Consider the following 21,099-nt stretch of genomic DNA (forward strand, 5'->3'; position numbering starts at 1 on the left):
CCGCCATCATGCAACAGAAAGGCACCAGATCAGTAGGGGCGTGTCACAACTCAGATGGTCAACTGCCAGTCGATCGAGCCGGCGGCCGGGCGGAAGCCGAGCTGTTCGTTGATCGCGATCATGTGCCGGTTCGCGGCTGCGTTCCAGGTGTCGACGGCCCGCAACGCCGGTTCGTGCGCCAGCGCGTACACCAGGTTCCCGGCCTTGCAGAGCAGGCCGAGCCGGTGACCGCGGTGATCGGGGTCGACGAGGGTGATCTCCTGCCAGGCATGGTCGGTGCTGCTCGCGTCCAGGCCGAGCTGGGTCCACCCGACCAGCCGGCCGGTCACCTCGTGCACCACCCCGGTGTTGTAGCGGCGTACGCCCCGGGCATCAAGCGCCCGCTCCGCGTCCCGCATCCGCGCCGCGTCCATCTGCTCCGGCTCCCAGCCCAGCTCGCCCATCGGCGCGTCGAGCAGCAGCCGGCCCTCCAGGTAGGCGACGTCCGCGACATACTCCTCGGGCGTGTGGTCGCGCCACCGCACCGGCCGGTAGGCGGTCGCCGCGGCGCGGGCCTCGGCGAGTGACGCGGCGAGCCGGTCGCGGTCGAGTCCGGCCACGTCGAGGCGGCGGCGGACGTCGGCCAGCGCCGGTTTGGCGCCCATGGCGGCGGCGAATGCGGCACCGGGAAAGACCCGCCCTTCCTCGCCGGGCAGCGCGGCGACGGTGGAGCCGACGAGTCGTTTGCCGCCGTGCTCCCGCAGCAGCCGGACGCCGTGTTCGTGCAGCGTGCGCCCGATGCCCTGCCGCCGGTACGCCGGGTCGACAGTCAGTTCGACGCTGGCGTTCTCGGTGTTGTCGATCGTGTGCAGGTAGAGCCGGAGCCACCCGGCGGGCATCCCGTCGAGGCGGGCCACCAGCCAGCGCGTGTCGATGCCGGGCATCGGGTGCCACAGCGGCGCCTCGAACCGCCGCCGGCAGGGGTCGGGCAGGTCCGGCTCGTCGACGGCTCGTGCCGCGCGCGCGATCCGGTACACCGCGTCGAGCGTCTGCCGGTCGGCGGGATCAAGCGGCGTCACGGTGAGTGTCATGCCACCGAGGGTGCGCCGGGCACAGCGAAGAGGCCAGCGGTTTTCCGCTGGCCTCTTCGGAAGTTGGTCGGGAGGGACGTCCGCACAACGCCTCCGGCGTTGGGTCGCAAGAACTTGAAAAGTCTCCGGCGGATGCCCTCCCGCACGAAGCATCTTGCGCCGTCCGGTTCCTGCCGTCAAGTCCTTGAGGGCGGTTTTCTGGCACTCACCGCACATCACCGGTTACCCACCGGTCTCACCCGATCCCCCACCCGGGCGAGCCCCACCTCCCCCGCCCGGCCACCCGGCCGCAACGGTGATCAAGGAGTTCGTGTCCCGAAACGGCCCGGCCGGCGACACTTTCTCCTTGATCACCGCGCCGGCGGCGGGAGAGCGGGCCGGTCAGGCCAGGAGGCCGGCGTCGCGGGCGGCGCGGAGGCTGGGCTTGATGCGGTGGGAGGGCCCGACCTGGGCGGCCACCGCGTCGAGCGTCTTCAGGCCCTCACCGGTGTTGAACACCACCGTCTCGGCGGCCGGGTCGAGCCGGCCCGACTCGACCAGCTTGCGCAGCACCGCGACCGTCACGCCGCCCGCCGTCTCGGCGAACACCCCTGTGGTACGGGCGAGCAGCCGGATGCCCGCGCGAATCTCGTCGTCGTCGGCGTAGTCCATCCAGCCACCGGTACGCCGCACGGCCTCCAGCGCGTACAGCCCGGCCGCCGGGTCGCCGATGTTCAGCGACTTGGCGATGCCGGCCGGCTTGACCGGCACGATCGTGTCGGTGTCGCCGTGCAGCGCGGTGGCGATCGGGTTGCAGCCGGCCGACTGCGCGCCGAACACCTTCCAGCCCCCGGCCGGCGCCTCGACCAGCCCGATCTCGACCAGCTCGGCGAACGCCTTGTCGATCTTGGTGAGCAGCTCGCCGCTGGCCATCGGGATGACCACCTGGGCCGGGATCCGCCAGCCCAGCTGCTCGGCCACCTCGTAGCCGAGCGTCTTGGAGCCCTCCGCGTAGTAGGGCCGCACGTTCACGTTGACGAACGCGGTGTCCTCGAACTCGTCGGTCTCCACCAGCTCGCCGCAGAGCCGGTTCACGTCGTCGTACGAGCCGTCGATGGCGACCAGGTCGCCGCCGTAGACCGCGGTGGTGACGACCTTGCCCTGCTCCAGGTCGCTCGGGATGAAGACCACCGACGGCACGCCGGCACGGGCCGCGTGCGCGGCGACGGAGTTGGCGAGGTTGCCGGTGGAGGCGCAGGCGTAGCGGGTGAAGCCGAGCGCACGGGCCGCGGTGAGCGCCACCGAGACGACCCGGTCCTTGAACGAGTGGGTGGGGTTCGCGCTGTCGTCCTTCACCCAGAGCGGCGCGGTGAGCCCCAGCTCGGCCGCGAGGTGCGGGGCGGCGACGAGCGGCGTCAGCCCCGGGTCGAGCGTGACCCGGGTGGCCGGGTCCTGACCGGCCGGCAGCAGCGCCGCGTACCGCCAGATGTTCTCCGGACCGGCCTCGATCTGCTCGCGGGTGACGGCGGCCAGCGCGGCGGTGTCGTAGTCGACCTCCAGCGGCCCGAAACACTCGTAACAGGCGTGCTGCGCGGCGAGCGGGTACCGCGCCGAACAGGCACGGCAGACCAGGGCGCGGGCCGGGCTGAGGGTGGTGTCGATACCGGTGGCGACGGGAAGCGTCGACGTCATGTCGAGGAGTTCCTCTCATCTTTCCCCGCATCGCCGGGTGCGGCGGGGACGGAATTGGCACCTGCCCGCTGTCGCTCGCCGTCGAGCGTGCGGGTGGTTGCCGGGGCGTCGTCGGGCCGTATCCCTCAGCCCCTCTGGATGAGGTATTCAGTTGTGCCGCCGAGTCTAGGCGCTGCTCACGGCCGCGCCACCCGGGGATCCCACGCTGTGGGCCGCCGACCAGCACGACGAGGTGGGATGATCGCCGGATGCGGAGAACGGCGCGCCTGGTCGGCGCCCTCACCGGCGTGACGCTGATGGCCGCCTGCGCCCCGGCTCAGAGGCCCGCGGACGGGGGGACGCCCGACCGGCCGCCCGTGGGCGTCGACCCGCTGACCACGGTTCCGCCACGTCCGGGCGCCTCCGCGGCCGAGCCGACGCCCGCCGCCACCTGCTCCCCGGAGGGCGTCGCGATCACCGAGCTGGGGGTGAGCGCCGCGATGGGGCTGCGGGCGATGGGCCTGGACCTGCTCAACTGCGGCGACCGGCCGTACGAGCTGCGCGGCTATCCGGCGGTCACGCTCCGGGACGCCGACGGCGACCCGATCGAGGTACGGATCATCCCGGGCGCCGAGCCGATCGCGTCCGGCTTCGGCGACCCGCCCACCCCGATCGTGCTGCTCCCCGGCGAGCGGGCCGGTGCGGCGCTGATCTGGCGGAACCTGGTCACCGACGCGACGGTGCCGGCGACGAACGGCACCGGAATCGACGTCGCCCCGGTGGCCGGCCGGCCGGCGTACCCGGTCGTCCTGGACGGGCCGATCGACCTCGGCAACACCGGCCGGCTGGGTGTCAGCGCGTGGAAGCGCCGGAAGCCCGGCCCGGCCGGCAAGCCCACGCCGGCCGTCCCACCCCCGCCCACGACTCCGCCGGTAAATCCGCTGTAGAACCAGAGCCCGGTACGGGAGCGTCCCGACCGGGGTCTGGTTCGGGGGCGAGCGCTCAGACCGGGACCGAGGCGGGCGCGGCGGCGGGCCCGGTCGCGGTGGACCGGCGGCGGGCCAGCAGCGTGTCGAGCGCCCAGTTTCCCGGCCCGAGCACCGCGACCAGCAGGAACGACCAGCAGAAGAGCGCGGCCGGCTCGCCGCCGTTCTGCATCGGCATCAGGTGGTCCGGCTGGTGCACCACGAAGTACGCGTACGCCATCGAGCCGGAGGCGAGCAGCGCGGCCGGCCGGGTGAACAGGCCGACGAGCACCAGCGCGCCGCACACGAGCTGGATCAGCGCCGCCCACCAGCCGGGCCAGGTGGCGAACCGGACGATGCCGCCGGTGGCCGGGTTGCCGCCGAACACACCGAAGATCGAGGCGGCGCCGTGGCAGAGGAAGAGCACGCCGGTGACGATGCGGAACAGGGACAGCACGGGGTCTTTCAGCTGCGCCGGGATCATAGGGAACCTCCTGGTACGGGTGCCGGACGCCGTCCAGGATGGCGGGGCCATCAATCGATGTTAATCGATTTCTTTGCAGGCGGGACAACCGCGTGGGAACGCTCCCATGATATGGGCCGGGGCCTCTCGCGGAGACCCCGTCTCAGCTCAGCTCGTGACGTCCTTGCGGGTGAAGCGCCAGAAGGCCAGGCCCCAGAACAACGTGGCGTAGACGACCGCCGAGAAGGCGCCCTTGACCACGTCGTCGGTCTGCATCGGCGTGGACAGCAGCCCCAGCCAGGCGCTGCTGTAGTGGGTCGGCAGCAGGTTCCGCAGCCCGCCCAGCGCGGTGATCTGGTCCAGGATGCTGGACAGGATCCACAGCAGCACCGCCCCGCCGACCGCGCCGAGCGCGGCATCGGTGGTCACCGACAGCAGGAACGCCAGCCCGGCCACCACCAGCAGCACGACCGCGAGATAGCCGAGCACGCCGAGCAGCCGCAGCAACCCGTCGGCCGGGGGCAGCTCGGCCGAGACCTGGCTGCTCAGCGGCTTCCAGCCGTACCGCAGCGTACCGGCCAGCAGCGCGGTGCCGGCCAGCAACAGCAGCGCCAGCCCGGAGTACGCGAGCGCGACGACCAGCTTCACCGCGAGCAGCCGGGCCCGGGGCACCGGCACAGCCAGCAGGTAACGCAGGCTGCCCCAGCTCGCCTCGCTCGCCACCGTGTCGCCGCAGAACAGCGCCACCACCACGACCAGCAGGAACGACGCCGACACCAGGATCGAGAACAGGGTGAAGTTGAGCCCGCCCGAGGTGGCCAGGTCGGCCAGGCTGGAGAACTCGCCCCGCCCGCCGTCGTCGTCCCCGGAGTCGAACTGGAACGCCACCAGGATGATCAGCGGCAGCAGCACCATGAACCCCAGGGCGAGCTGGGTACGCCGGCGCGACGCCTGCCGCCGGAACTCCGCGCCGAACGGGAGCGTGGCCGAGGGCCGGTAACCGGCCGCCGCGCCGCCCGCGCCCGGCGCCGCCGTACGGGACGTGCCGCCGCCAGGCGACGATGCCACAGACGAACCCGCCATCACCGGTCCCCGCTTCCCCGAGAGTTCTCGCCCACCAGGGCGAGGAACGCGTCCTCCAGGCGGCGCCGGGGCACCACCCGGTCCACGCCGATGCCGGCGCGGACCAGTTCGGCCACCACCTCGCTGCGGGCGGTGCCGTTGGTGTCGACCACCAGCCCGCCGTCGGCGTCGGGCAGCACCCGTACGCCGCCGAGCCGGTCGAGCACCGTACGCGCCGCGTCCGGGTCGCTCACCTCGAACAGCACGCTCGGCGACTCGCCGACGATCTCCTCCACCGGGCCGGACGCCACGATCCGCCCCTTGTTCACCACCACCGCGTGCGTACAGGTCTGCTCCACCTCGGCCAGCAGGTGGCTGGAGACCAGCACCGCCCGGCCGTCGGTGGCGTAGCGCTGGAGCACCCGGCGCATCTCGGCGATCTGCGGCGGGTCCAGCCCGTCCGTCGGTTCGTCCAGCACCAGCAGCTCGGGCAGGCCGAGCATGGCCTGGGCGATGGCCAGCCGCTGCCGCATGCCGTGGCTGTACTTCTTCGTCCGCCGGTGCACCGAGTCGCCCAGGCCGGCGATCTCCAGTGCCTCGGCGAAGTGCGCGTCCTCCCACGGCCGGCCGGTGGCCCGCCAGTACGCCTTGAGGTTGTCCAGGCCGGACAGGTGCGGCAGGAAGCCCGGCCCCTCGACCAGCGCGCCGATCCGGGACAGCACCGGCGAGCCCGGCACCAGCCGGTGACCGAAGACGTAGATCTCCCCGGCGGTGGGCTGGGTCAGCCCCATCAGCACCCGCAGCGTGGTGGTCTTGCCCGCGCCGTTGGGCCCGAGCAGGCCGACCACCTGACCGGGGTGCACCTCGAAGTCCACGTCGGAGACCGCGACGAAGCCGTCCGCGTACTCCTTGCGCAGGTTGCGCACCGCCAGCGGGACGCCCGCGTACTCCGGGTGCACGGAGTCGTCCTGGCGGCGGTGCCGGCGGCGGGTGAGCAGCACGACCACGACGAGCCCGAGCACGATCGCGGCGACCAGCCCGGCCAGCGCCCAGCGCCAGACCGTGGCGGTGGTGGGGATCGGCGTGGCGTCGACGGTGGGCAGCGTCAGCGGCCCGTCCGCGAGCGCCACCGTGTGCACGGCCGGTTCGGCCGGCGAGGCGTACGCCTGGTCCGACGTCGCCACGACGAGCCGCAACCGGTGCCCGGCCTCGACCCGCCGGACGATCCCCGGCAGCGTCACGGTGACCGGCGCGGCCGCGTCGACGGTGGCCGGCAGGCCGGCGAGGCGCACCGGCGCGACCAGGCCGGACGGCAGCGTGGCCGCGCCCTGCGGGTCGACGTCGTAGAGCTTCACGAACAGCACCGCCTCGCCGGTCGGGGAGGCCGCGCGGATCCGCACGGTGGGCGCGCCCACCACGTCGACCGGCTCGTCCAGCGGCGCCGACTCGAAGCGCGCGTGCTGGCCCGGGATGTCACCGGCGACACCGTCCAGCAGCGAGCCGAGCGCGCCCGCGAACGGCACCGAGGAGATCGCCGCCGGGTTGCCGTTCGGCGGTACGGCGACCGGCTGGGGCGGACCGGCGAGCGTCACCTCGCGGCGGTCCTGCCCGGCCAGCCCCGGGTAGTCGGCGGTCCGGAACCCGGTCGCCACCAGGCCCCGGTCGAGCGCGTCGAATCCGGCGATCCGGGAGAACGTGAACGTGTCGCCGGGCGCCGTGCCGTCCCCCTTGACGTAGTGGTCGAGCCACTGCGCGGTCAGGAACTTCACCCGGTCGGAGTCGGAGATGGGTCCGGAGCCGCCGTCGTGGCCGCCGGTGAACCAGGCGACCCGGACCGGCGTGCCGGCGGCGGCGATGCCGCGGGCGTTGGCGTCCGCCTCGGCCAGCGGGAACAGCGTGTCCGCCTCGCCCTGCACCAGCAGCGTCGGCGACTTGATCCGGTCCAGCACGCCGGCCGGCGACGACCGGCGCAGCAGCTCGACCGCGGCCGCGTCGGCCCGGCCCGTGGTGGCGATGCGCAGGTACGCGGCGCAGACGTCGGCCGCGAAGCGGCCGCAGGACGGGTCGGCGGCACCGGCCGGCGCGCGACCGGAACCGGTGCCCGGCCCGGCGCCCGGCCGCGGGCTCGGCGGACCGGCGGACTCGGGCGCGCCCTCCGGTGCGGCGGCGGTGGCCCCGGAGAGCCCGGCCGGCCCGCTTCCGGCGTTCCCGCCGCCGCCGAAGAAGATGCCCGCCCAGCCCTTCTTGAACACGCCGTCGGTGGGCTGCCGGCCACTGCTCTCCGGCAGGAACGCCCGGGACAGGTCGTTCCAGGTGATCATCGGGACGATCGCGTCGACCCGCTGGTCCTGCGCGGCCAGCAGCAGGGCCAGCCCGCCGCCGTACGAGCCGCCGACCACACCGACCCGGGGGTCGCCGGCCGCGTCGAGACGGATGTCCGGCCGCTGCGCCAGCCGGTCGAGCAGCCGCTGCGCGTCGCGTACCTCGTAGTCGGGGTTGTCCAGGTGGATCCGACCGCCGCTGCGACCGAACCCGCGGGCGGTCCAGGTGAGCACCGCGTACCCACGGGAGACCAGGTCCTCGGCGTCGGAGCGGACCGAGTCCTTGGTCCCGCCGAAGCCGTGCGCCAGCAGCACCGCCGGTACCCGGTTCGACGACGAGGCGTCCTCCGGCAGGTAGAGCGTGGTGTCCAGGTCGACCGGCTCGTCGCCTGAGGGCCCGGAGCGCACTGTCACCAGCGCCGGTTCGGTCCGGAAGTCCGCGCCCTGCGGCCGGGCCACCCAGACCAGCGCGGCGGCGACGAGGACGACCACCACCACGGCGGCGACGGTGCGGCGCGGACGGCCGGCCAGGGCGTGCCGGAGCCGCGCGGCGGTTGATCTCATGCGGCACACGGTACGGGCCGACGGCTGAGCGTTCGCTGAGATCCGCCGTACGTCTGTCCGGTTGCACCGATCGTCGCGTAGCGTCCGTCATCCGCCAAAGGTCCAGAGCGTCCCAGCGCGACGTATTCGGATCATGTGAATTCACATCTACGGGCGCAAACCATCGTCGATGTTACGTCTCGGCAACGCGATCACACGCTTCGTACCGATCCCCCTGACGCAGCGTCACCCTATGTGGACTGACGTGAAGCTGACTCATTGACCGAGGCCCCACCCGCGTCCGGTTCGGCTACTTTTCCGGTCCGGTGCACGGGACTGCGTACGGCGACCTCCCGGGGCACCGATCGCCCCGCCGTCGCCGGAGGAGACACACCATGACAGTCCCCGCGTCGCGGGTCCGTCGGCGGCCCGCCGTACCGGGCCGCGCGCTCGCCCTGGTCCTGGTGCTGGCGCTGCTGGCCCCGCTCGGGCTGATCTTCGTCCAGGCCGAACGCGACTTCGCCGACGACCACGACCTGGTGAGCCGGGAACGGCTCGGCGTCCGCTACCTGCGCGCCCTCGGACCGGTCACCGACGCGCTGGTGGAGGCCCAGGCCATCGCCGTCGCCGAGGGGGCCGTCTCCCGCGCTTCGCTCGCCGCCGCCATCGAGGGCGTCGCGGAGGTGGACAACGCCGTCGGCGACGAGCTGCGCACCCACGAACGCTGGGCCGGGCTGCGGGCCAAGCTGGAGGCGCTGCCGGACCGCGGGATCGGTGACCCCGAGGCGGCGTTCCGGGCCTACGGCGAGGCGTCCGACCTGCTTCTGGCCCTCTACCGCAAGGTACGGGAGAGCTCCGGGCTGATCCGCGACCCCCGCTCCGACTCGTTCTTCCTCCAGGACGGCATCGGCGGGGATCTGCCCACCGCGACCGTGCTGGCCGGGCGGCTCGTCGACCTGGCCCGGCTGTCCGCCGAGCGCCCCGCCGCCGAGCGCGCGCGGGTGGGCGCGGAGCTGGCCGAGCTGCGCGTCTCCGCGCTCGGCCCGGCCACCGACCTGGTCGCCGACCTGCGCTCGGCGGTCGACAGCTCGGAGAGCACCGACCTGGGCGCCAACGTGCTCACGCCGCTGGACACCTACCAGCGTTCACTGGAGACGTTCGCGGTCTACTCGGCGCCCGGCGCCGGCCGGTCCGCGCCGAGCACCGACCAGCTCACCCGCGCCGGGATCAGCGCGCAGAACGCCGCCAAGCAGCTCCGCACGGTGATCCTCGACCAGCTCGACGCGCTGCTGCGGGATCGGCTCGACGCGCTGGAGCGGGACCGGCTGCTGGGCCGGATCGCCGCCGGAGCGGCGGTGGTGCTGATCGCCGGGCTCGTCGCGCTGCACGTGGCCGCGCTGCGCCGGGACCGGTCCCGGGCCACCCCGGCACGCCGGGAACCGGCGGAGGCCGGGCCGGTGCCGACCGTCCACCCGGACCCACCGCTCGCCGCGTCCGGAGCCGACCGTCAGCCCGTCGCGGTGGGACACAGAGGTGGCGACACCGACCGGTGGAGGCCGTTCGATGCTGCTCGGTAGGTTACGCATCCGGGGCAAGCTCGCCCTGCTGGTGATCATTCCGCTGCTGAGCATGGTCGGGCTCGCCGTACCGGTCGTCATCGACCGGGTGACCGCCGCCCGGGAGGCCGCCGACACCGCCGAGACCGTCCGGGTCGCCAGCCGGGTCGGCAGCCTGGTCCAGGACCTCCAGCAGGAACGCCTGCTCTCGGTCGGGCTGCTGCTCGGGCGGGTGAGCCGTACCGAGCTGATCCAGAAGTCGGCCACCGTCGACGACCGGGTCGCCGACCTGCGCGCCGAGCCGCTGCCGACGGCGGTCCGCGACAGCCTCGACGTGGTACGCCGGCTGGAGGACGTCCGCAACGCCACGCTCGCCGGACGGGCCACCCCGCAACAGATCCTGACCATGTTCGGCGAGGTCGACACCGCCCTGATCGACGCGCTGCGGCTGCCCTTCCAGGTGAACACCGACACCGCGGCCGGACGGCAGGTGCTCGCTCTGGACGCGCTGCTGCGCGTCGACGAGGCCCTCAGCTCGTGCACCACCCAGATCGTGCTGGTCAAGGCGACGGGCGATCCGCAGGTGGCCCGCTCGTTCGTGGCGTGCATGGCGGCGCTCAGCGTCGACAACCGGCGGTTCCGCAAGCTGATCACGCCCGAGCAGCTCAAGGTGGCCGAACTGGACGACGCGGCGGTGGCCGCCCGGACCAGCCCGACGTTCCTGGTGGACAGCCTCCGCGACCCGGACGGGGCGATCGCGCCGGTGCCGCTGGACGTGCTGTTCCCGTCGGCCCGGTCGATGATCACACTGGGCCAGTTCGTGGAGAAGAAGGTCGTCGCGGACGTCATCGCGGAGACCCGCGCGCGGGAACGGGAGGCCCTGACCGCGGCCTGGCTGGTCAGCCTGGCGGCGGCGACGATCCTGCTCGTCGTGGTGCTGCTGAGCATGACGGTGGCGCGTACGGTGGCCCGGCCGCTGAGCCGGCTCACCCGCTCCGCCGAGCGCGTCGCCCGGGTCACCGAGGCCGAACTGACCCGGGTCGCCGACGACGAGTCCGAGACCGTCCCCCCGGTACGCCTCGACCCGGTGGAGGTAAGCGCCCGGGACGAGATCGGCGACCTGGCCCGCGCCTTCGACCGGGTGCAGCACACCGCCGCCCGGCTGGTCGAGCGGCAGGTCGCCGGGCGGCGCAACGTGGCGCAGATGTTCGGCCACGTCGGCCGCCGTACGCAGAACCTCGTCGGCCGCCAGATCGCGCTCATCGACCGGCTGGAACGGCAGGAGACCGACCCGGGCCGCCTGGAGCACCTCTACCGGCTGGACCACATCTCCAGCCGGTTGCGCCGCAACGCGGGCAGCCTGGTGGTGCTCTCCGGCGCCACCGGCTCGGACGGTCACGTGGCGCCGGTCCCGCTGGCCGACGTGGTCCGGCTCGCGCTCGGCGAGATCGAGGACTACACCCGCGTCGACGTGGAGGTACCGCCCGGCGTGGCGGCGGCCCCCGCCATCGCCGGCGACCTGGTGCTGACGCTCGCCGAGCTGATGGAGAACGCCACCTCGTTCTCGCCGCCGCACACCCGCGTGGTGGTGACAGGTGAGCTGACCGACGGCGGGGCCCGGCTGGTAGTGGTCGACCACGGCATCGGCCTGACCGAGGACCGGATGACCGAGGAGAACGCCCGGTTCACCCGGCGGGAACGCCTCGACCTCGCTCCGACCGAGGTGCTCGGCCTGTTCGTGGTCGGCCGGCTGGCCCGCCGGCACGGCTGGAGTGTCCGGCTGAGCCACACCCCCGGCAGCGGCGTCACCGCCGTACTGGAGATCCCGGGCGCCTCGCTCGTGATCCGCCGCCCCGAGCCGGTCGGCGCCGGGGCCGGCCGGGCCACGGTGCCCACAGCCCGCGAGCCGGAGCCACCGGCCGTCGACGCGCCGGCCGGCTTCGACGCCGAGTTGCTGACCCGGGCCACGCGCAGCATGTCCAGCGGCGACCCGTGGAACGCCTTCGGCAGCCGGTCCGGCACCGGGGAGGCGGACGAGGACGCCGCTCCGGCCACCGGCGGTCCGCCGCCGGGCACTCGGCCGCCCGGCCCGGCGGCGCGTCCCGGGCACCTCTCCCCGCCGACACCGGTCGTCGGCCCGGCCCCGGCCGCTCCCCCGGCCGCCGGACCGGCGACCGGCCCGACCCTGGCGCCGCCGTCCACCCGCTCGGCCCCGGCGCCGTCCACCCGCTCGGCCCTGGCGCCGACCACCGGCCCGGCCCTGGCGCCGCCGCCCGCCGGCGCCCGACCGCCGGCTCCGGCCGGGCCACCCCCGGCCGTGCCGAACCCGGCCGGGCGGCCCGGTACCCGGTCGCCGATCCGGCAGCGGGTGCCCGGCGCGAACCTGCCGGCCGCCCCGCCCGCCGGTCCGGCCGGCCCGGCCACCGGCGGGCCGCTGATCGGCGTACCGACGGACCCGTCGAGCGTCCGGGCCCTGGTCGAGGCATTCCAGGACGGGGTACGGCGGGCCGAGGGCGATGCCGACCAGGCGCCCCCGGTGGCGGAGCGGCCCCGGCTCAGCCGCCGGGTGCCGGGCGCGAACCTGTCCGTCTCCCCGGCGCAGTCCGCGCCCCCCACCAGCTCCGACCCCGGCGACCCCGTCGAGGTCCGCAACCGGATCAGCGAGTTCGAGGCGGGCGTCGCCCGTGCTCTGCGCGAAGTCAGTACCGACCGCCGCTACGAAGAGGACCCATCACGGTGACCAGCCCCTTCCTGCACGAGAACGTCGAACAGAGCATCACCGGCGACCTCAGTCCCGAGGCACGCACCTTCAACTGGCTGCTCGACTCGTTCACCTCAAGCACCGCCGGGGTGATGGAGGCGATCGCGGTCTCCTCGGACGGCCTGCTGATGGCCATGTCCGCGATCAAGGACCGGTCCAACGCCGAACGGCTCGCCGCCGTGGTCTCCGGCATGACCAGCCTCGCCGGCGGCGCGGCGAGCTGGTACGCGCTCGGCGCGCTCAACCGGGTGATCGTCGACATGGCTGAGGGGTACCTGCTGATCAGCGCGATCAGCAGCGGCTCGGTGCTCGGCGTCGTCGCCGACCGCACGGCGAACCTGGGCACCGTGGCGTACGAGATGACGCTGTTCGCCGGCCGCGCCGGCGGCGCCCTGAGTCCGCGCCTGATCGCCGAGCTGAAGAACGCCGTACAGCAATGATCCCAGGGGCCGCCGGTGCGGACCCGGAGCCGGAACCCGGCGTCCGGATCCGCCCCTTCCTGCACGCGTCCGCTCCGGTGCCGGAGCCGGACGCGGGCGACGGGGAGCCGACCGGCCCGCGCCCCTTCGTGCTGACCTCCGGACGGGTGGACGGCGACCCGGCGATCGGCCTGGAGACCCAGGTCACCGCTCGTCCGGGCAGCACCTCGTGGGCGGTGACCGCCCGGTTGGCCCCGGAGCTGGCGGCGATCGTCGCGATCTGCGCCGAGCCCGTCTCGGTGGCCGAGATCTCCGCCCGGACCCGGATGCACTTCGGGGTGACCCGGGTGCTGGTCGGCGACCTTCGCGCCGCCGGCCATCTCGACGTGCACGTCGCGGACGTCGACGACGCCCTCGATCCCGACATCATCCTGCGAGTGATTGATGGACTTCGTGCGATCTCCTGAATGGCCCGCGGCGGCCACGGGCGGGCCGGCCGCCAACAGCGCCCCGAGCCGCTACGGCGGCCCGGCGCCGCTGATCGGCCGGGCCACACCGCCCCCGCCCACGCCGCCGCTGCCGTACCTGCCGCCGGGTGTGCCGCCGGCCGAACCGGCCCCGATCGTCAGCCGGGTGCCGGCGCCCCGGCCGCCGATCCCGGTCAAGATCCTCATCGCCGGCGGGTTCGGGGTCGGCAAGACCACGACAGTCGGCGCGATCTCCGAGATCGCGCCGCTGACCACCGAGGCGGAGATGACCACCGCCGGCATCGGCATCGACGACCTGGGCGGGGTGGCCGGCAAGACCACGACCACAGTCGCCATGGACTTCGGCTGCGTGACCATCGACCGCAGCCTGAAGCTCTACCTCTTCGGTACGCCCGGACAGGCGCGCTTCGGGTTCATGTGGGACGACCTGGCCCGGGGCGCGCTCGGCGCGCTCGTGGTGGTGGACAGCGCCCGGCTCGACGACTGCTACCCGGCGATCGACTTCTTCGAGCGGTCCGGGCTGCCGTTCGCGGTGGGCGTCAACGCCTTCGACGGCCGGCTGGCCCTGGATCTGCCGTCGATCCGCTGGGCGCTGGCGATCGGTGAGCACGTGCCGCTGGTGCAGTTCGACGCCCGGGACCGCCTCTCGGTACGGGACGCCCTGCTCGTCGTCCTGGACCGCGCGCTGGACCGGGCCACTCGATCCCGGGCAGGCTGAACCGGCAGTCGTTTCGATCCGTTGTCTGGCGAAGGGGTGGACGCCATGAGAGGTGATCTGGACGAGACACTGGCCCGGATGGCGCGGCGCGAGGAGGCGCTGCGCCGCCGGGCGCCGATGCCCGGCGAGCCGGCCGACCGGGACGTACCCGCGGAGGCGGTGGACGAGCACGGTGACGGGCGGGCGGGGCACGGCGCGTACCGGCTGCGCGGCGGCGAGGCGCCGGTGCGGCGTGACCCGGTCGAGGAGGTCGCCGAAGCGGTCCGGCGGGTGGTGGCCGAGCACCCCGGGCTTGCCGTGACGCTGCGGGTGGAACTGGGCGAGCAGGCGTACCCGCTGCGGGTCTCCTGGTCCGGCTCGGCGGTGACGGTGGGCCCGGCGACGCCCGCGCCGCCGCCCGCGTGGCCCATGTCGGTGAAGACGGTGCCCGCGCCCGGCCACGACCCGCTGGAGTCCGACCCGGCGGCCCGGCTGGCCGAGATGATCCGGCGCGACCCCTCGCTGCTGGACGACCCGGGCCCGCGCTGACCCGGCACCCGATGATCGGGACGGCTACTGTCGGCGGGTGGCCGAACCCGACCTGACCCTGACCGCGACGCTGCGGCCGGCCGCGCTCGACGCCCGCCGCGGCGTGGTGCGCCTGCATCCCGAGGCGCTCACCGCGTTGGCGCTGCGCCCCGGCGACCCGGTACGCCTGACCGGTCGCCGGGTCACCGCCGGCATCGCGGCCGCCGCCGAGCCGAGCACCAGCGGCGCCCTGCTGCACGCCGACGACCTGCTGCTGGGCAATCTCGGCCTGCGGGCCGGCGGCCAGGTCACGGTGAGCCCGCTGCCGGCGACCCCGGCGCGCCGGCTCACGCTCTCCGGTCCGGCGGCGGTGGTCGCCGCGGTCCCGCCGGAGATGCTGCGGCTCGCGCTGCTCGGCAAGGTCGTCACCGCCGGGGACGACGTCTCGCTGCTGCCGCAGGACGTGCTGCCGGACGCCGCCGTGCGCGGCCTGATCGAGGCCGCGCGGCGCAGTCTGGCCAGTTCCGTCGGGTACGCCTGGACGAGCACGCTGCTCACCGTCGTGTCGGCCGAACCGGCGGTCGGCGCGCTCGTCACCATGGACACGGTCGTGGGCTGGGAGCACGGCGCCGCCACCCGCGGCTCCGGCCCGGCGTCCTCGGCCTCCGCCGCGCGGGTCTCCGCCCCCGCCGCCCCGGCCGGGACGGAACCCGACGGGGGCCTGCTCGGCCCGGAGGACGCGCCCGACGTGGACGAACTGCCCGGCCTGCGCGCCCAGGCCGAGGAGCTGACCGAACTGCTGGACCTGGGCTTCCACCACCGCGAGGTGCTGGGCCGGCTCGGCACCACCGTCTCGCTCGGCGTGCTCGTGGAGGGCCCGGCGGGCTCGGGCAAGTCCGCGCTGGTGCGTGCCGTCGCCGCCCGGGTCGGCGCGGGTGTCCGGCCGCTCTGGGCTCCGGAGCTGGCCGCGCTCGGCAACGACGCGGCGGCCCGCCGGCTGCGCGAGGCGGCCTCGGCGGTACGCGCCGGTGGTCCCGCCGTGCTGCTGGTCACCGACGTGGAGTCGATCGCCCCGGCCGACGAGCCGGGCCCGCTGGCCACCGTGTTCCGCCAGGTGGTGGCCGAGACGCTGCGGGCCGGCGTCGCCGTGGTGTGCACCAGCGGACGCCCCGAGGCCGTCGATCCGGCACTGCGCGGCCCGGACCTGCTCGCGCTGCGGATCACCGTGCCGCTGCCCGACGCGGCGCTGCGCCGGGAGCAGTTGACGGTGCTGACCCGTGAGGTGCCGCTCGCAGGTGACGTCCGGCTGGACGAGGTGGCCGGCCGTACCCCCGGGTTCGTCGCGGCGGACCTGGCGGCGCTGGTACGCGAGGCCGGGGTACGCGCGGCGCTGCGCCAGAAGACGGCGCAGACGCCGACGGTGGCGATGGCCGACTTCACCGCCGCGCTGGAGGTGGTCCGGCCGACCACGATGTCCGCGTCCACGCTGGAGCTGGCCTCGGTGACGCTGGACGACGTGGGCGGGCTGCACGAGGTCAAGCAGACGCTCACCGAGTCGGTGCTGTGGCCGCTCACCTATCCGGACACGTTCGCCCGGCTGGGCGTGACACCGCCGCGCGGCGTGCTGCTCTACGGTCCGCCCGGCTGCGGCAAGACCTACCTGGTGACCGCGCTGGCCGGTTCCGGGCGGGCGAACGTGCTGTCGGTGAAGGGCGCGGAGCTGCTCTCGAAGTGGGTGGGTGAGAGCGAGCGCGCGGTCCGGGAGCTGTTCCGCCGCGCCCGCCAGGCCGCGCCCACTCTGGTGTTCCTGGACGAGGTGGACGCGCTGGCCCCGGTACGCGGGCAGGCCACCGACGGCGGTACGACCGACCGGGTGGTGGCGGCGCTGCTGACCGAACTGGACGGGGTGGAGTCGCTGCGCAACGTGGTCGTGGTCGGCGCGACCAACCGCCCCGAGCTGGTCGACCCGGCGCTGCTGCGTCCCGGCCGGCTGGAACGGCTGGTCTACGTGCCGCCGCCGGACGGCCCGGCCCGTACGGAGATCCTCCGCGCGTCCGCCCGGGACGTCCCGCTCGCGCCGGACGTGGACCTCGACGCGCTCGGCGCCGAGCTGGACGGCTTCTCCGCCGCCGACTGCGCCGCGCTGGTCCGGGAGGCGGCGCTGGCCGCCATGCGGGAGTCGCTGAGCGCGAGCACTGTGACCGCCGCGCACGTCGAGGCGGCCCGGAGCCGCGTCCGCCCGTCCCTGGACCCGGTGCAGCTCGCGCACCTGGAGTCGTACGCCGCCGGCCGGTCCTGACCGCTCAGCTCTCGTCGCGTCAGCCGGGCGGCTCTCGCCGCGCCCCGGTCAGCTCTCGTCGCGACGGCGGGCGGCCGGGCGGCGGGGACGCTCCGGGACGCGCCGGCGGCGCTCGGGTTCGCGCTGCCCGCGTGCCGGACGGCGGCGGGAGCGCTCCGGCACCGTGTCGACCGGCTCGTCGGCGTACTCGTCGTCGTCGAAGTCGTTGCCCTCGTCGTAGGCGGCGTACTCGTCGCCGGCCGGCCCGGCGTCTCCCCGCCCCTCCCGGAGCGCTGTCTCGTGGTCCTTGACGACCTGGGAGTCCTCGATCTCGCCGCGCCAGCCCTCGACCGCGTCCGGGTCGAGCACGGTGCGGGTCATCACGTGCCGGACGAAGTGCTTCAGCTCCAGCCGGACCCGGCGGCCCTGGGCGCGCCACAGGTTGCCGGTGTGCTCGAAGAAGCCCTGCGGGTGGTACTCCAGCACCACGAGGATCCGGGTCAGCTCCGGGGCGACCTCGTGGAAGCTGACGGTGCCGTCCACCGAGCCCTTCTCGCCCTTCGACCGCCAGTGAATGAGCCGGTCCGGGATCTGCCGGACGATCGTCGACTCCCAGGTCCGGTGCGACCAGAGCACCTGCGCCTTCCAGGTCATCTTCTCGTCGGCGTCGCAGTCGGCCTGCTCGACCTTCTTCATGAAGCTCGGGAAGTCGCCGAACGTCGTCCACTGGTTGTACGCCACCCGGACCGGCACGCCGACCTCGATGGTCTCGACGATGTTGGTGACCTTGAGCTTCTTACCCCCGCCCTTGCCGCCCTTGCCGCCGCCGAACGCCGACATCACCTTCTCCTTACCGCCGGCCAGGCCGGCATGGAACATCGCCTTGAGCGGGGAATCGCCGCCCGCGAGCTTCTGCGCGCCGGTGGCCGCGGCGACCAGGCCGGGCCCACCGCCCTGCTTGGCGTACTCACTGAGCCGATCGGTGGCGCCGGTGACCCGCTCGGTGACCGCCTCCACGACCCGCTCCCCGACTGCGGAGGCGAGATTGCGCAGTTCGCCACCGATCTGGTCACGTGCCCTGTCGGTGAGGCTGTTGGAGGCCATGGTCACCGCCCCCGTCCACGGCGCACGGGGGCCGGCCGCCCGGCTCGGTCCTCGTCGTCCCGGTACTCGTCGTCGCGGGCCGAGGGCTGCTCGTCGGGCTCCTGCTCCTCGTCGGGCGCCGAGCGCCGCCCGTCGTCCGGCTGCTCCCCGGGCCGGCCCGACGACCTGCGCCGCAGTGCGGCGGCGCCGCCGCACAGCTTGCCGCTGACCGCGTCGATGCCGCTGCCGGCGGCGGCGGTCGCCGCGGCCTTGCCGGCTGTGACCAGCGGCGCGCCGAGCTTGCCCAGGTTGCCCAGTTGCGGGCTCGTCCCCAGCAGGCCGGTGGCCATCTGCTTCAGGCCGCCCGGGTTCTGGCTGGCGCGGCCGGCCGCGACCGCGGCGGCCAGGGTCAGTGCGGTCCGCAGCTTCCTGCGGCGGCCGATGACATATCCGAAACCAACCGCCAAGGCGATCCGAGCTCCGCTCTTCATCAGTTCTCCCTCGCTCCCCGGCGGAAGGGACACCTCATGGGTGGAGCAGGCCCGGAATCATCTGCCGGGGATCAGCGGAAAATAGGCCTGCAACCGGTGCCCCGCATCAGCGGACCCGGCGGGCAGTACCCGTCAGCGAACGCGCAAAACATTTCCGTGGGCGAACGCGAAAGGCGTCGCAGGGAGGGAGAAACCTCGCATCACAGCCCCGACGAGCAGCGGCGACGCGAGATGGTCGCCTTTTGACAAGCGGCGGGATCAGCGAATCGGGAGGGCGGAATCCAGACACATTGTCGCGTGGATCTTCCCGTTCTCCTCGCGCAATTCTGCACCGCATTTACGAAGAACGGAGAGAGCACCCGCATTGTCCGGCGTGGTGTCTGCGACGACGGTGCGCATTCCGGCCGCGGCGGCGACGTGCAGCAACTGCCGCAGCGCCGCGGCGCCCAGGCCGCGGCCCCGCGCCGACCGGCCGAGCCACATGCCGGTCTCCACGGTTCCCGGCTCGTCCCGGCGGGTCATCCGCACCATGCCGACCACCTCACCGCCGGAGACGATCGCGTACATGGCCGTGCGGGTCGGGCCGTTCAGCCCGCCGAGGCTGGCGCGGTGGAACTCGCGGAACGCGTCGCGGCGGGCCAGCGACCAGCCCGCCGGGGCGTCCACCGGAGGCATGACGTCCTCCGGCTCCGCCTCAGCCGCCGCTACGGAGAGCAACGGTTCCAGGTTCCGCTCGTCCACCGGCTCCAGCCGTACCGCACCCGTCACGTCGCGCAGTCTGCCGCGCGTGGTCCGGGTCGTCCACCCCTTTGGGGAGGGATTGCCGCTATGGCCGACCGCCTCGTCCGGTCGTACCCCCGGGTGTTCCCGCCTCACGCTGCGTTGTCATCCGACCGGTCGTTCCGACGTGAGCGTGCTCACGCCGACGGGCCGAACTCGCAGAGCACGGCCGAGGCGTCGTCGGTGCGCTTACGTCGCCGCAGCCGGTCCGGGTGGTCCCGCTCGGCCACCCGGACCCGGTCGATCAGCCCTTCCGGGCCCTCCACGGTCAGCACCTCCAGCAGCCCGGCCCAGTCGAACAGGCCGAACTGGTCGACCGCGCAGGAGGCGCCGTCGCTGAGCAGCGCGGCCCGGCGCAGCGCCCCCGGACCGTGCAGCGGAAGCGTCCCGGTCAGCGCGTGGTACGCCGCGTCCGGGTCGCTCGCCGCCGCCCAGTAGCCGTGGGTGCGGTTCATCCGGGTCCGCTGCACTGTCGTCGCGCGCCGGAACCGGGTCACCGGGTCGGTCTCGCCGTCCGGCAGCGCCGCGGCACTACGGCGCAGGTCCGCCACCGCGTCCGCCAGCCGGTCGTCGGTGACCACCTCGACCCCGCCGCCGGTGTCGAGCACCAGCGGGCTGTCGCAGAGCACGAGGTAGTCGATCCGGTCGCCGCTCTCCCGCAGCAGGCACACGGTGGACGACGGCGTGCCCGGATGGTCGAGGTCGCACGTCCCGCCGTGGTCGGCCCGCACCGCGAGGATCGCCGCCGCGAGGCTGCTCATCAGCGTGGCGGCGGGGCGGGCGGCGATCGCCAGGCCGATCCGGGCGGCCAGGTGGCGGACGTACCAGGCGGGGCCGTGCGCGCAGCCGGTGTCGAAGCCCTCGGGTACCGTCGCGCCGTCGAGGACGCCGACGAGTGGGCCGAACCGGAAGACCACGTCCTCGTTCTCCGGCCGACCCGGCGCCGGGTCGGAGGCGGAACGCACCCGCATCACCGGCGCCTCCGCGGCCGGGCGCGCCGGCCTGCTGCCGATCGCGTACCGGCGGTCTGGTGCCCCCATCGTCGGCCTCCGTTCGTCGTCGCCGGCCGCCTACCCGGACCAGGGCCGGTCATCCGCCGCCGACCCCGATCGAGGTAACCGCGCGTCATCTTCTCCGGACTTTCGGTAGCGTCGGCCGTGACCGGGTCGGTCCCGGCGTCAGGGGGTTTCGAGATGTTGGAGCGGTTGCACGAGAGCGGCTTCCGGGCGGAGCACGCCTACCTCGCCGGGTTCGTCAGCATCGGCCTCTCGATGACCAGCTGGTTCCTCTCCAAGCACATGGAGCGCGCCGGGGTGGCGCGGGCGGACCGCTGGGGCATCTTCATCGGCGAGTGGGCGCCCACGTTCTTCGCCATCGGCAACGGGCTGCGCACGTACGAGAAGTGACGCCCGTCAGCGGCGCCGGTTACGGGCACGCGACGAGCGCAGCCGGCGCAGCCGGCCGATCAGCACCGGCTCGGCGGCGAGCGCGGCCGGCTGGTCGAGCAGGGCGTTGAGCAGCTGGTAGTAGCGGGTCGCGGAGAGCCCGAACGTGTCCCGGATGGCTTGCTCCTTGGCGCCGGCGTGTTTCCACCACTGCGCCTCGAACGCGAGGATCCGCCGTTCCCGCTCGGTGAGGCCGTCGCCCCCGTCGGGCGGCGCCGGCGCGGACGCCGCACCACCGGGTGGCGCGGCGTCGTCGAGAGGCGCGGCGTCGTCGGCGGGCACGGACCGGTCCGGCGGAGTGGACTCGACCGGCGGCGCGGTGCGTGGCGGTGGGACAGCACCCGCGTGGCGCGTACCCGCTGTCGGCCCCGGCGGGTCGGCCCGCTGCGAGGCGTCGGCGGACATGGCGCTCCTCTCCGACGGCGGGTGACCGGCACGCGGAACGCGCCGGCCGGGGGAGCCCCAGCGTAACCAGGGCCGCCCCCGGCCGCATCGGACG

Annotated in this window: 19 protein-coding genes and 1 riboswitch; of the genes, 9 read left to right on the plus strand and 10 right to left on the minus strand. The window is 74.3% G+C overall.

Going from position 1 to position 21,099, the window contains the following annotated elements:
• Positions 1-50 precede the first annotated feature (50 nt).
• Both KSK32_RS08895 and thrC read right to left on the minus strand, forming a co-directional pair.
• The gene (locus KSK32_RS08895) at positions 51-1,070 is read right to left on the minus strand and encodes a GNAT family N-acetyltransferase (RefSeq protein ID WP_216930244.1); all 1,020 of its coding nucleotides are present in this window, start codon (positions 1,068-1,070) and stop codon (positions 51-53) included.
• A gap of 381 nt (positions 1,071-1,451) precedes the next feature.
• Positions 1,452-2,741: a threonine synthase gene (thrC, locus tag KSK32_RS08900; protein WP_216930246.1), complete on the minus strand. Its 1,290-nt coding sequence runs from the start codon at positions 2,739-2,741 to the stop codon at positions 1,452-1,454.
• A gap of 12 nt (positions 2,742-2,753) precedes the next feature.
• Positions 2,754-2,886, minus strand: a riboswitch (SAM riboswitch).
• A gap of 103 nt (positions 2,887-2,989) precedes the next feature.
• Here thrC and KSK32_RS08905 point away from each other — a divergent pair.
• Positions 2,990-3,667, plus strand: a complete 678-nt coding sequence (locus KSK32_RS08905; RefSeq protein WP_216930248.1) for a DUF4232 domain-containing protein — start codon at positions 2,990-2,992, stop codon at positions 3,665-3,667.
• Positions 3,668-3,722: 55 nt separating this feature from the next.
• Here the strand turns inward: KSK32_RS08905 and KSK32_RS08910 are convergent, their stop codons facing one another.
• From KSK32_RS08910 to KSK32_RS08920, 3 genes are all read right to left on the minus strand, one after another.
• Entirely contained in the window at positions 3,723-4,169 is a 447-nt protein-coding gene (locus tag KSK32_RS08910; RefSeq protein ID WP_216930250.1) for a DoxX family protein, read from the minus strand.
• Positions 4,170-4,316: 147 nt separating this feature from the next.
• Positions 4,317-5,231, minus strand: a complete 915-nt coding sequence (locus KSK32_RS08915; protein ID WP_254186982.1) for an ABC transporter permease — start codon at positions 5,229-5,231, stop codon at positions 4,317-4,319.
• Positions 5,231-8,095 carry an alpha/beta fold hydrolase gene (locus KSK32_RS08920; protein ID WP_216930254.1) on the minus strand — a complete coding sequence of 955 codons (2,865 nt, stop codon included), beginning with the start codon at positions 8,093-8,095 and terminating at the stop codon, positions 5,231-5,233. The genes KSK32_RS08915 and KSK32_RS08920 overlap by 1 nt, the downstream gene beginning before the upstream one ends.
• Positions 8,096-8,469: 374 nt before the next feature.
• Between KSK32_RS08920 and KSK32_RS08925 the strand changes: the two genes are divergently transcribed.
• From KSK32_RS08925 to KSK32_RS08955, 7 genes are read left to right on the plus strand one after another with little or no spacing between them, the layout of a single operon-like run.
• Positions 8,470-9,651, plus strand: a complete 1,182-nt coding sequence (locus KSK32_RS08925) for a hypothetical protein (RefSeq protein ID WP_216930256.1) — start codon at positions 8,470-8,472, stop codon at positions 9,649-9,651.
• Positions 9,638-12,370 (plus strand): nitrate- and nitrite sensing domain-containing protein, encoded by a 2,733-nt coding sequence (locus KSK32_RS08930; protein WP_216930257.1) that lies wholly within the window; start codon positions 9,638-9,640, stop codon positions 12,368-12,370. The genes KSK32_RS08925 and KSK32_RS08930 overlap by 14 nt, the downstream gene beginning before the upstream one ends.
• Complete coding sequence (locus tag KSK32_RS08935) at positions 12,367-12,831, plus strand: roadblock/LC7 domain-containing protein (RefSeq protein WP_216930259.1); 465 nt, start codon at positions 12,367-12,369, stop codon at positions 12,829-12,831. The genes KSK32_RS08930 and KSK32_RS08935 overlap by 4 nt, the downstream gene beginning before the upstream one ends.
• Entirely contained in the window at positions 12,828-13,277 is a 450-nt protein-coding gene (locus tag KSK32_RS08940) for a DUF742 domain-containing protein (protein WP_013288867.1), read from the plus strand. Before KSK32_RS08935 ends, KSK32_RS08940 begins: the two co-directional genes overlap by 4 nt.
• On the plus strand, positions 13,255-14,016 hold the full coding sequence (locus tag KSK32_RS08945; RefSeq protein WP_216930261.1) for an ATP/GTP-binding protein: 762 nt from the start codon (positions 13,255-13,257) through the stop codon (positions 14,014-14,016). Before KSK32_RS08940 ends, KSK32_RS08945 begins: the two co-directional genes overlap by 23 nt.
• A gap of 45 nt (positions 14,017-14,061) precedes the next feature.
• Positions 14,062-14,544 carry a hypothetical protein gene (locus tag KSK32_RS08950; RefSeq protein ID WP_216930263.1) on the plus strand — a complete coding sequence of 161 codons (483 nt, stop codon included), beginning with the start codon at positions 14,062-14,064 and terminating at the stop codon, positions 14,542-14,544.
• A 37-nt stretch (positions 14,545-14,581) separates the two neighbouring features.
• On the plus strand, positions 14,582-16,822 hold the full coding sequence (locus tag KSK32_RS08955) for an AAA family ATPase (protein ID WP_216930265.1): 2,241 nt from the start codon (positions 14,582-14,584) through the stop codon (positions 16,820-16,822).
• Between the two features lie 48 nt (positions 16,823-16,870).
• On the opposite strand, the gene KSK32_RS08960 is transcribed toward KSK32_RS08955, so the two are convergent.
• The 4 genes from KSK32_RS08960 to KSK32_RS08975 all read right to left on the minus strand — a co-directional run bounded on the left by KSK32_RS08960 (position 16,871) and on the right by KSK32_RS08975 (position 20,195).
• The gene (locus KSK32_RS08960; protein WP_216930267.1) at positions 16,871-17,905 is read right to left on the minus strand and encodes an SRPBCC family protein; all 1,035 of its coding nucleotides are present in this window, start codon (positions 17,903-17,905) and stop codon (positions 16,871-16,873) included.
• A gap of 2 nt (positions 17,906-17,907) precedes the next feature.
• Entirely contained in the window at positions 17,908-18,375 is a 468-nt protein-coding gene (locus KSK32_RS08965) for a hypothetical protein (protein WP_216930269.1), read from the minus strand.
• Positions 18,376-18,633: 258 nt separating this feature from the next.
• The gene (locus KSK32_RS08970; RefSeq protein WP_216930271.1) at positions 18,634-19,143 is read right to left on the minus strand and encodes a GNAT family N-acetyltransferase; all 510 of its coding nucleotides are present in this window, start codon (positions 19,141-19,143) and stop codon (positions 18,634-18,636) included.
• Positions 19,144-19,292: 149 nt separating this feature from the next.
• A complete protein-coding gene (locus tag KSK32_RS08975; protein ID WP_216930279.1) occupies positions 19,293-20,195 on the minus strand; it encodes a hypothetical protein in 903 nt (300 codons plus the stop codon).
• 153 nt (positions 20,196-20,348) lie between these two features.
• Between KSK32_RS08975 and KSK32_RS08980 the strand changes: the two genes are divergently transcribed.
• Positions 20,349-20,561, plus strand: coding sequence for a hypothetical protein (locus tag KSK32_RS08980; RefSeq protein WP_026268495.1), 213 nt, complete (start codon positions 20,349-20,351; stop codon positions 20,559-20,561).
• 6 nt (positions 20,562-20,567) lie between these two features.
• On the opposite strand, the gene KSK32_RS08985 is transcribed toward KSK32_RS08980, so the two are convergent.
• The gene (locus KSK32_RS08985; protein ID WP_216930281.1) at positions 20,568-21,005 is read right to left on the minus strand and encodes a DUF3263 domain-containing protein; all 438 of its coding nucleotides are present in this window, start codon (positions 21,003-21,005) and stop codon (positions 20,568-20,570) included.
• Positions 21,006-21,099 lie beyond the last annotated feature (94 nt).

It is taken from the genome of Micromonospora sp. WMMB482 (genome assembly GCF_019038635.1).
In the GTDB taxonomy this organism is placed as follows: domain Bacteria; phylum Actinomycetota; class Actinomycetes; order Mycobacteriales; family Micromonosporaceae; genus Micromonospora; species Micromonospora marina.

Excerpts from the sequence above, each read along its gene's own strand:
- KSK32_RS08985 (WP_216930281.1), bottom strand. The coding sequence starts at position 21,005 with ATGTCCGCCGACGCCTCGCAGCGGGCCGACCCGCCGGGGCCGACAGCG.
- KSK32_RS08960 (WP_216930267.1), bottom strand. The coding sequence starts at position 17,905 with ATGGCCTCCAACAGCCTCACCGACAGGGCACGTGACCAGATCGGTGGC.
- KSK32_RS08965 (WP_216930269.1), bottom strand. The coding sequence starts at position 18,375 with ATGAAGAGCGGAGCTCGGATCGCCTTGGCGGTTGGTTTCGGATATGTC.
- KSK32_RS08925 (WP_216930256.1), top strand. The coding sequence starts at position 8,470 with ATGACAGTCCCCGCGTCGCGGGTCCGTCGGCGGCCCGCCGTACCGGGC.
- KSK32_RS08895 (WP_216930244.1), bottom strand. The coding sequence starts at position 1,070 with ATGACACTCACCGTGACGCCGCTTGATCCCGCCGACCGGCAGACGCTC.
- KSK32_RS08980 (WP_026268495.1), top strand. The coding sequence starts at position 20,349 with ATGTTGGAGCGGTTGCACGAGAGCGGCTTCCGGGCGGAGCACGCCTAC.
- KSK32_RS08975 (WP_216930279.1), bottom strand. The coding sequence starts at position 20,195 with ATGGGGGCACCAGACCGCCGGTACGCGATCGGCAGCAGGCCGGCGCGC.
- KSK32_RS08920 (WP_216930254.1), bottom strand. The coding sequence starts at position 8,095 with ATGAGATCAACCGCCGCGCGGCTCCGGCACGCCCTGGCCGGCCGTCCG.
- thrC (WP_216930246.1), bottom strand. The coding sequence starts at position 2,741 with ATGACGTCGACGCTTCCCGTCGCCACCGGTATCGACACCACCCTCAGC.
- KSK32_RS08945 (WP_216930261.1), top strand. The coding sequence starts at position 13,255 with ATGGACTTCGTGCGATCTCCTGAATGGCCCGCGGCGGCCACGGGCGGG.
- KSK32_RS08905 (WP_216930248.1), top strand. The coding sequence starts at position 2,990 with ATGCGGAGAACGGCGCGCCTGGTCGGCGCCCTCACCGGCGTGACGCTG.
- KSK32_RS08910 (WP_216930250.1), bottom strand. The coding sequence starts at position 4,169 with ATGATCCCGGCGCAGCTGAAAGACCCCGTGCTGTCCCTGTTCCGCATC.
- KSK32_RS08915 (WP_254186982.1), bottom strand. The coding sequence starts at position 5,231 with ATGGCGGGTTCGTCTGTGGCATCGTCGCCTGGCGGCGGCACGTCCCGT.
- KSK32_RS08930 (WP_216930257.1), top strand. The coding sequence starts at position 9,638 with ATGCTGCTCGGTAGGTTACGCATCCGGGGCAAGCTCGCCCTGCTGGTG.
- KSK32_RS08940 (WP_013288867.1), top strand. The coding sequence starts at position 12,828 with ATGATCCCAGGGGCCGCCGGTGCGGACCCGGAGCCGGAACCCGGCGTC.
- KSK32_RS08950 (WP_216930263.1), top strand. The coding sequence starts at position 14,062 with ATGAGAGGTGATCTGGACGAGACACTGGCCCGGATGGCGCGGCGCGAG.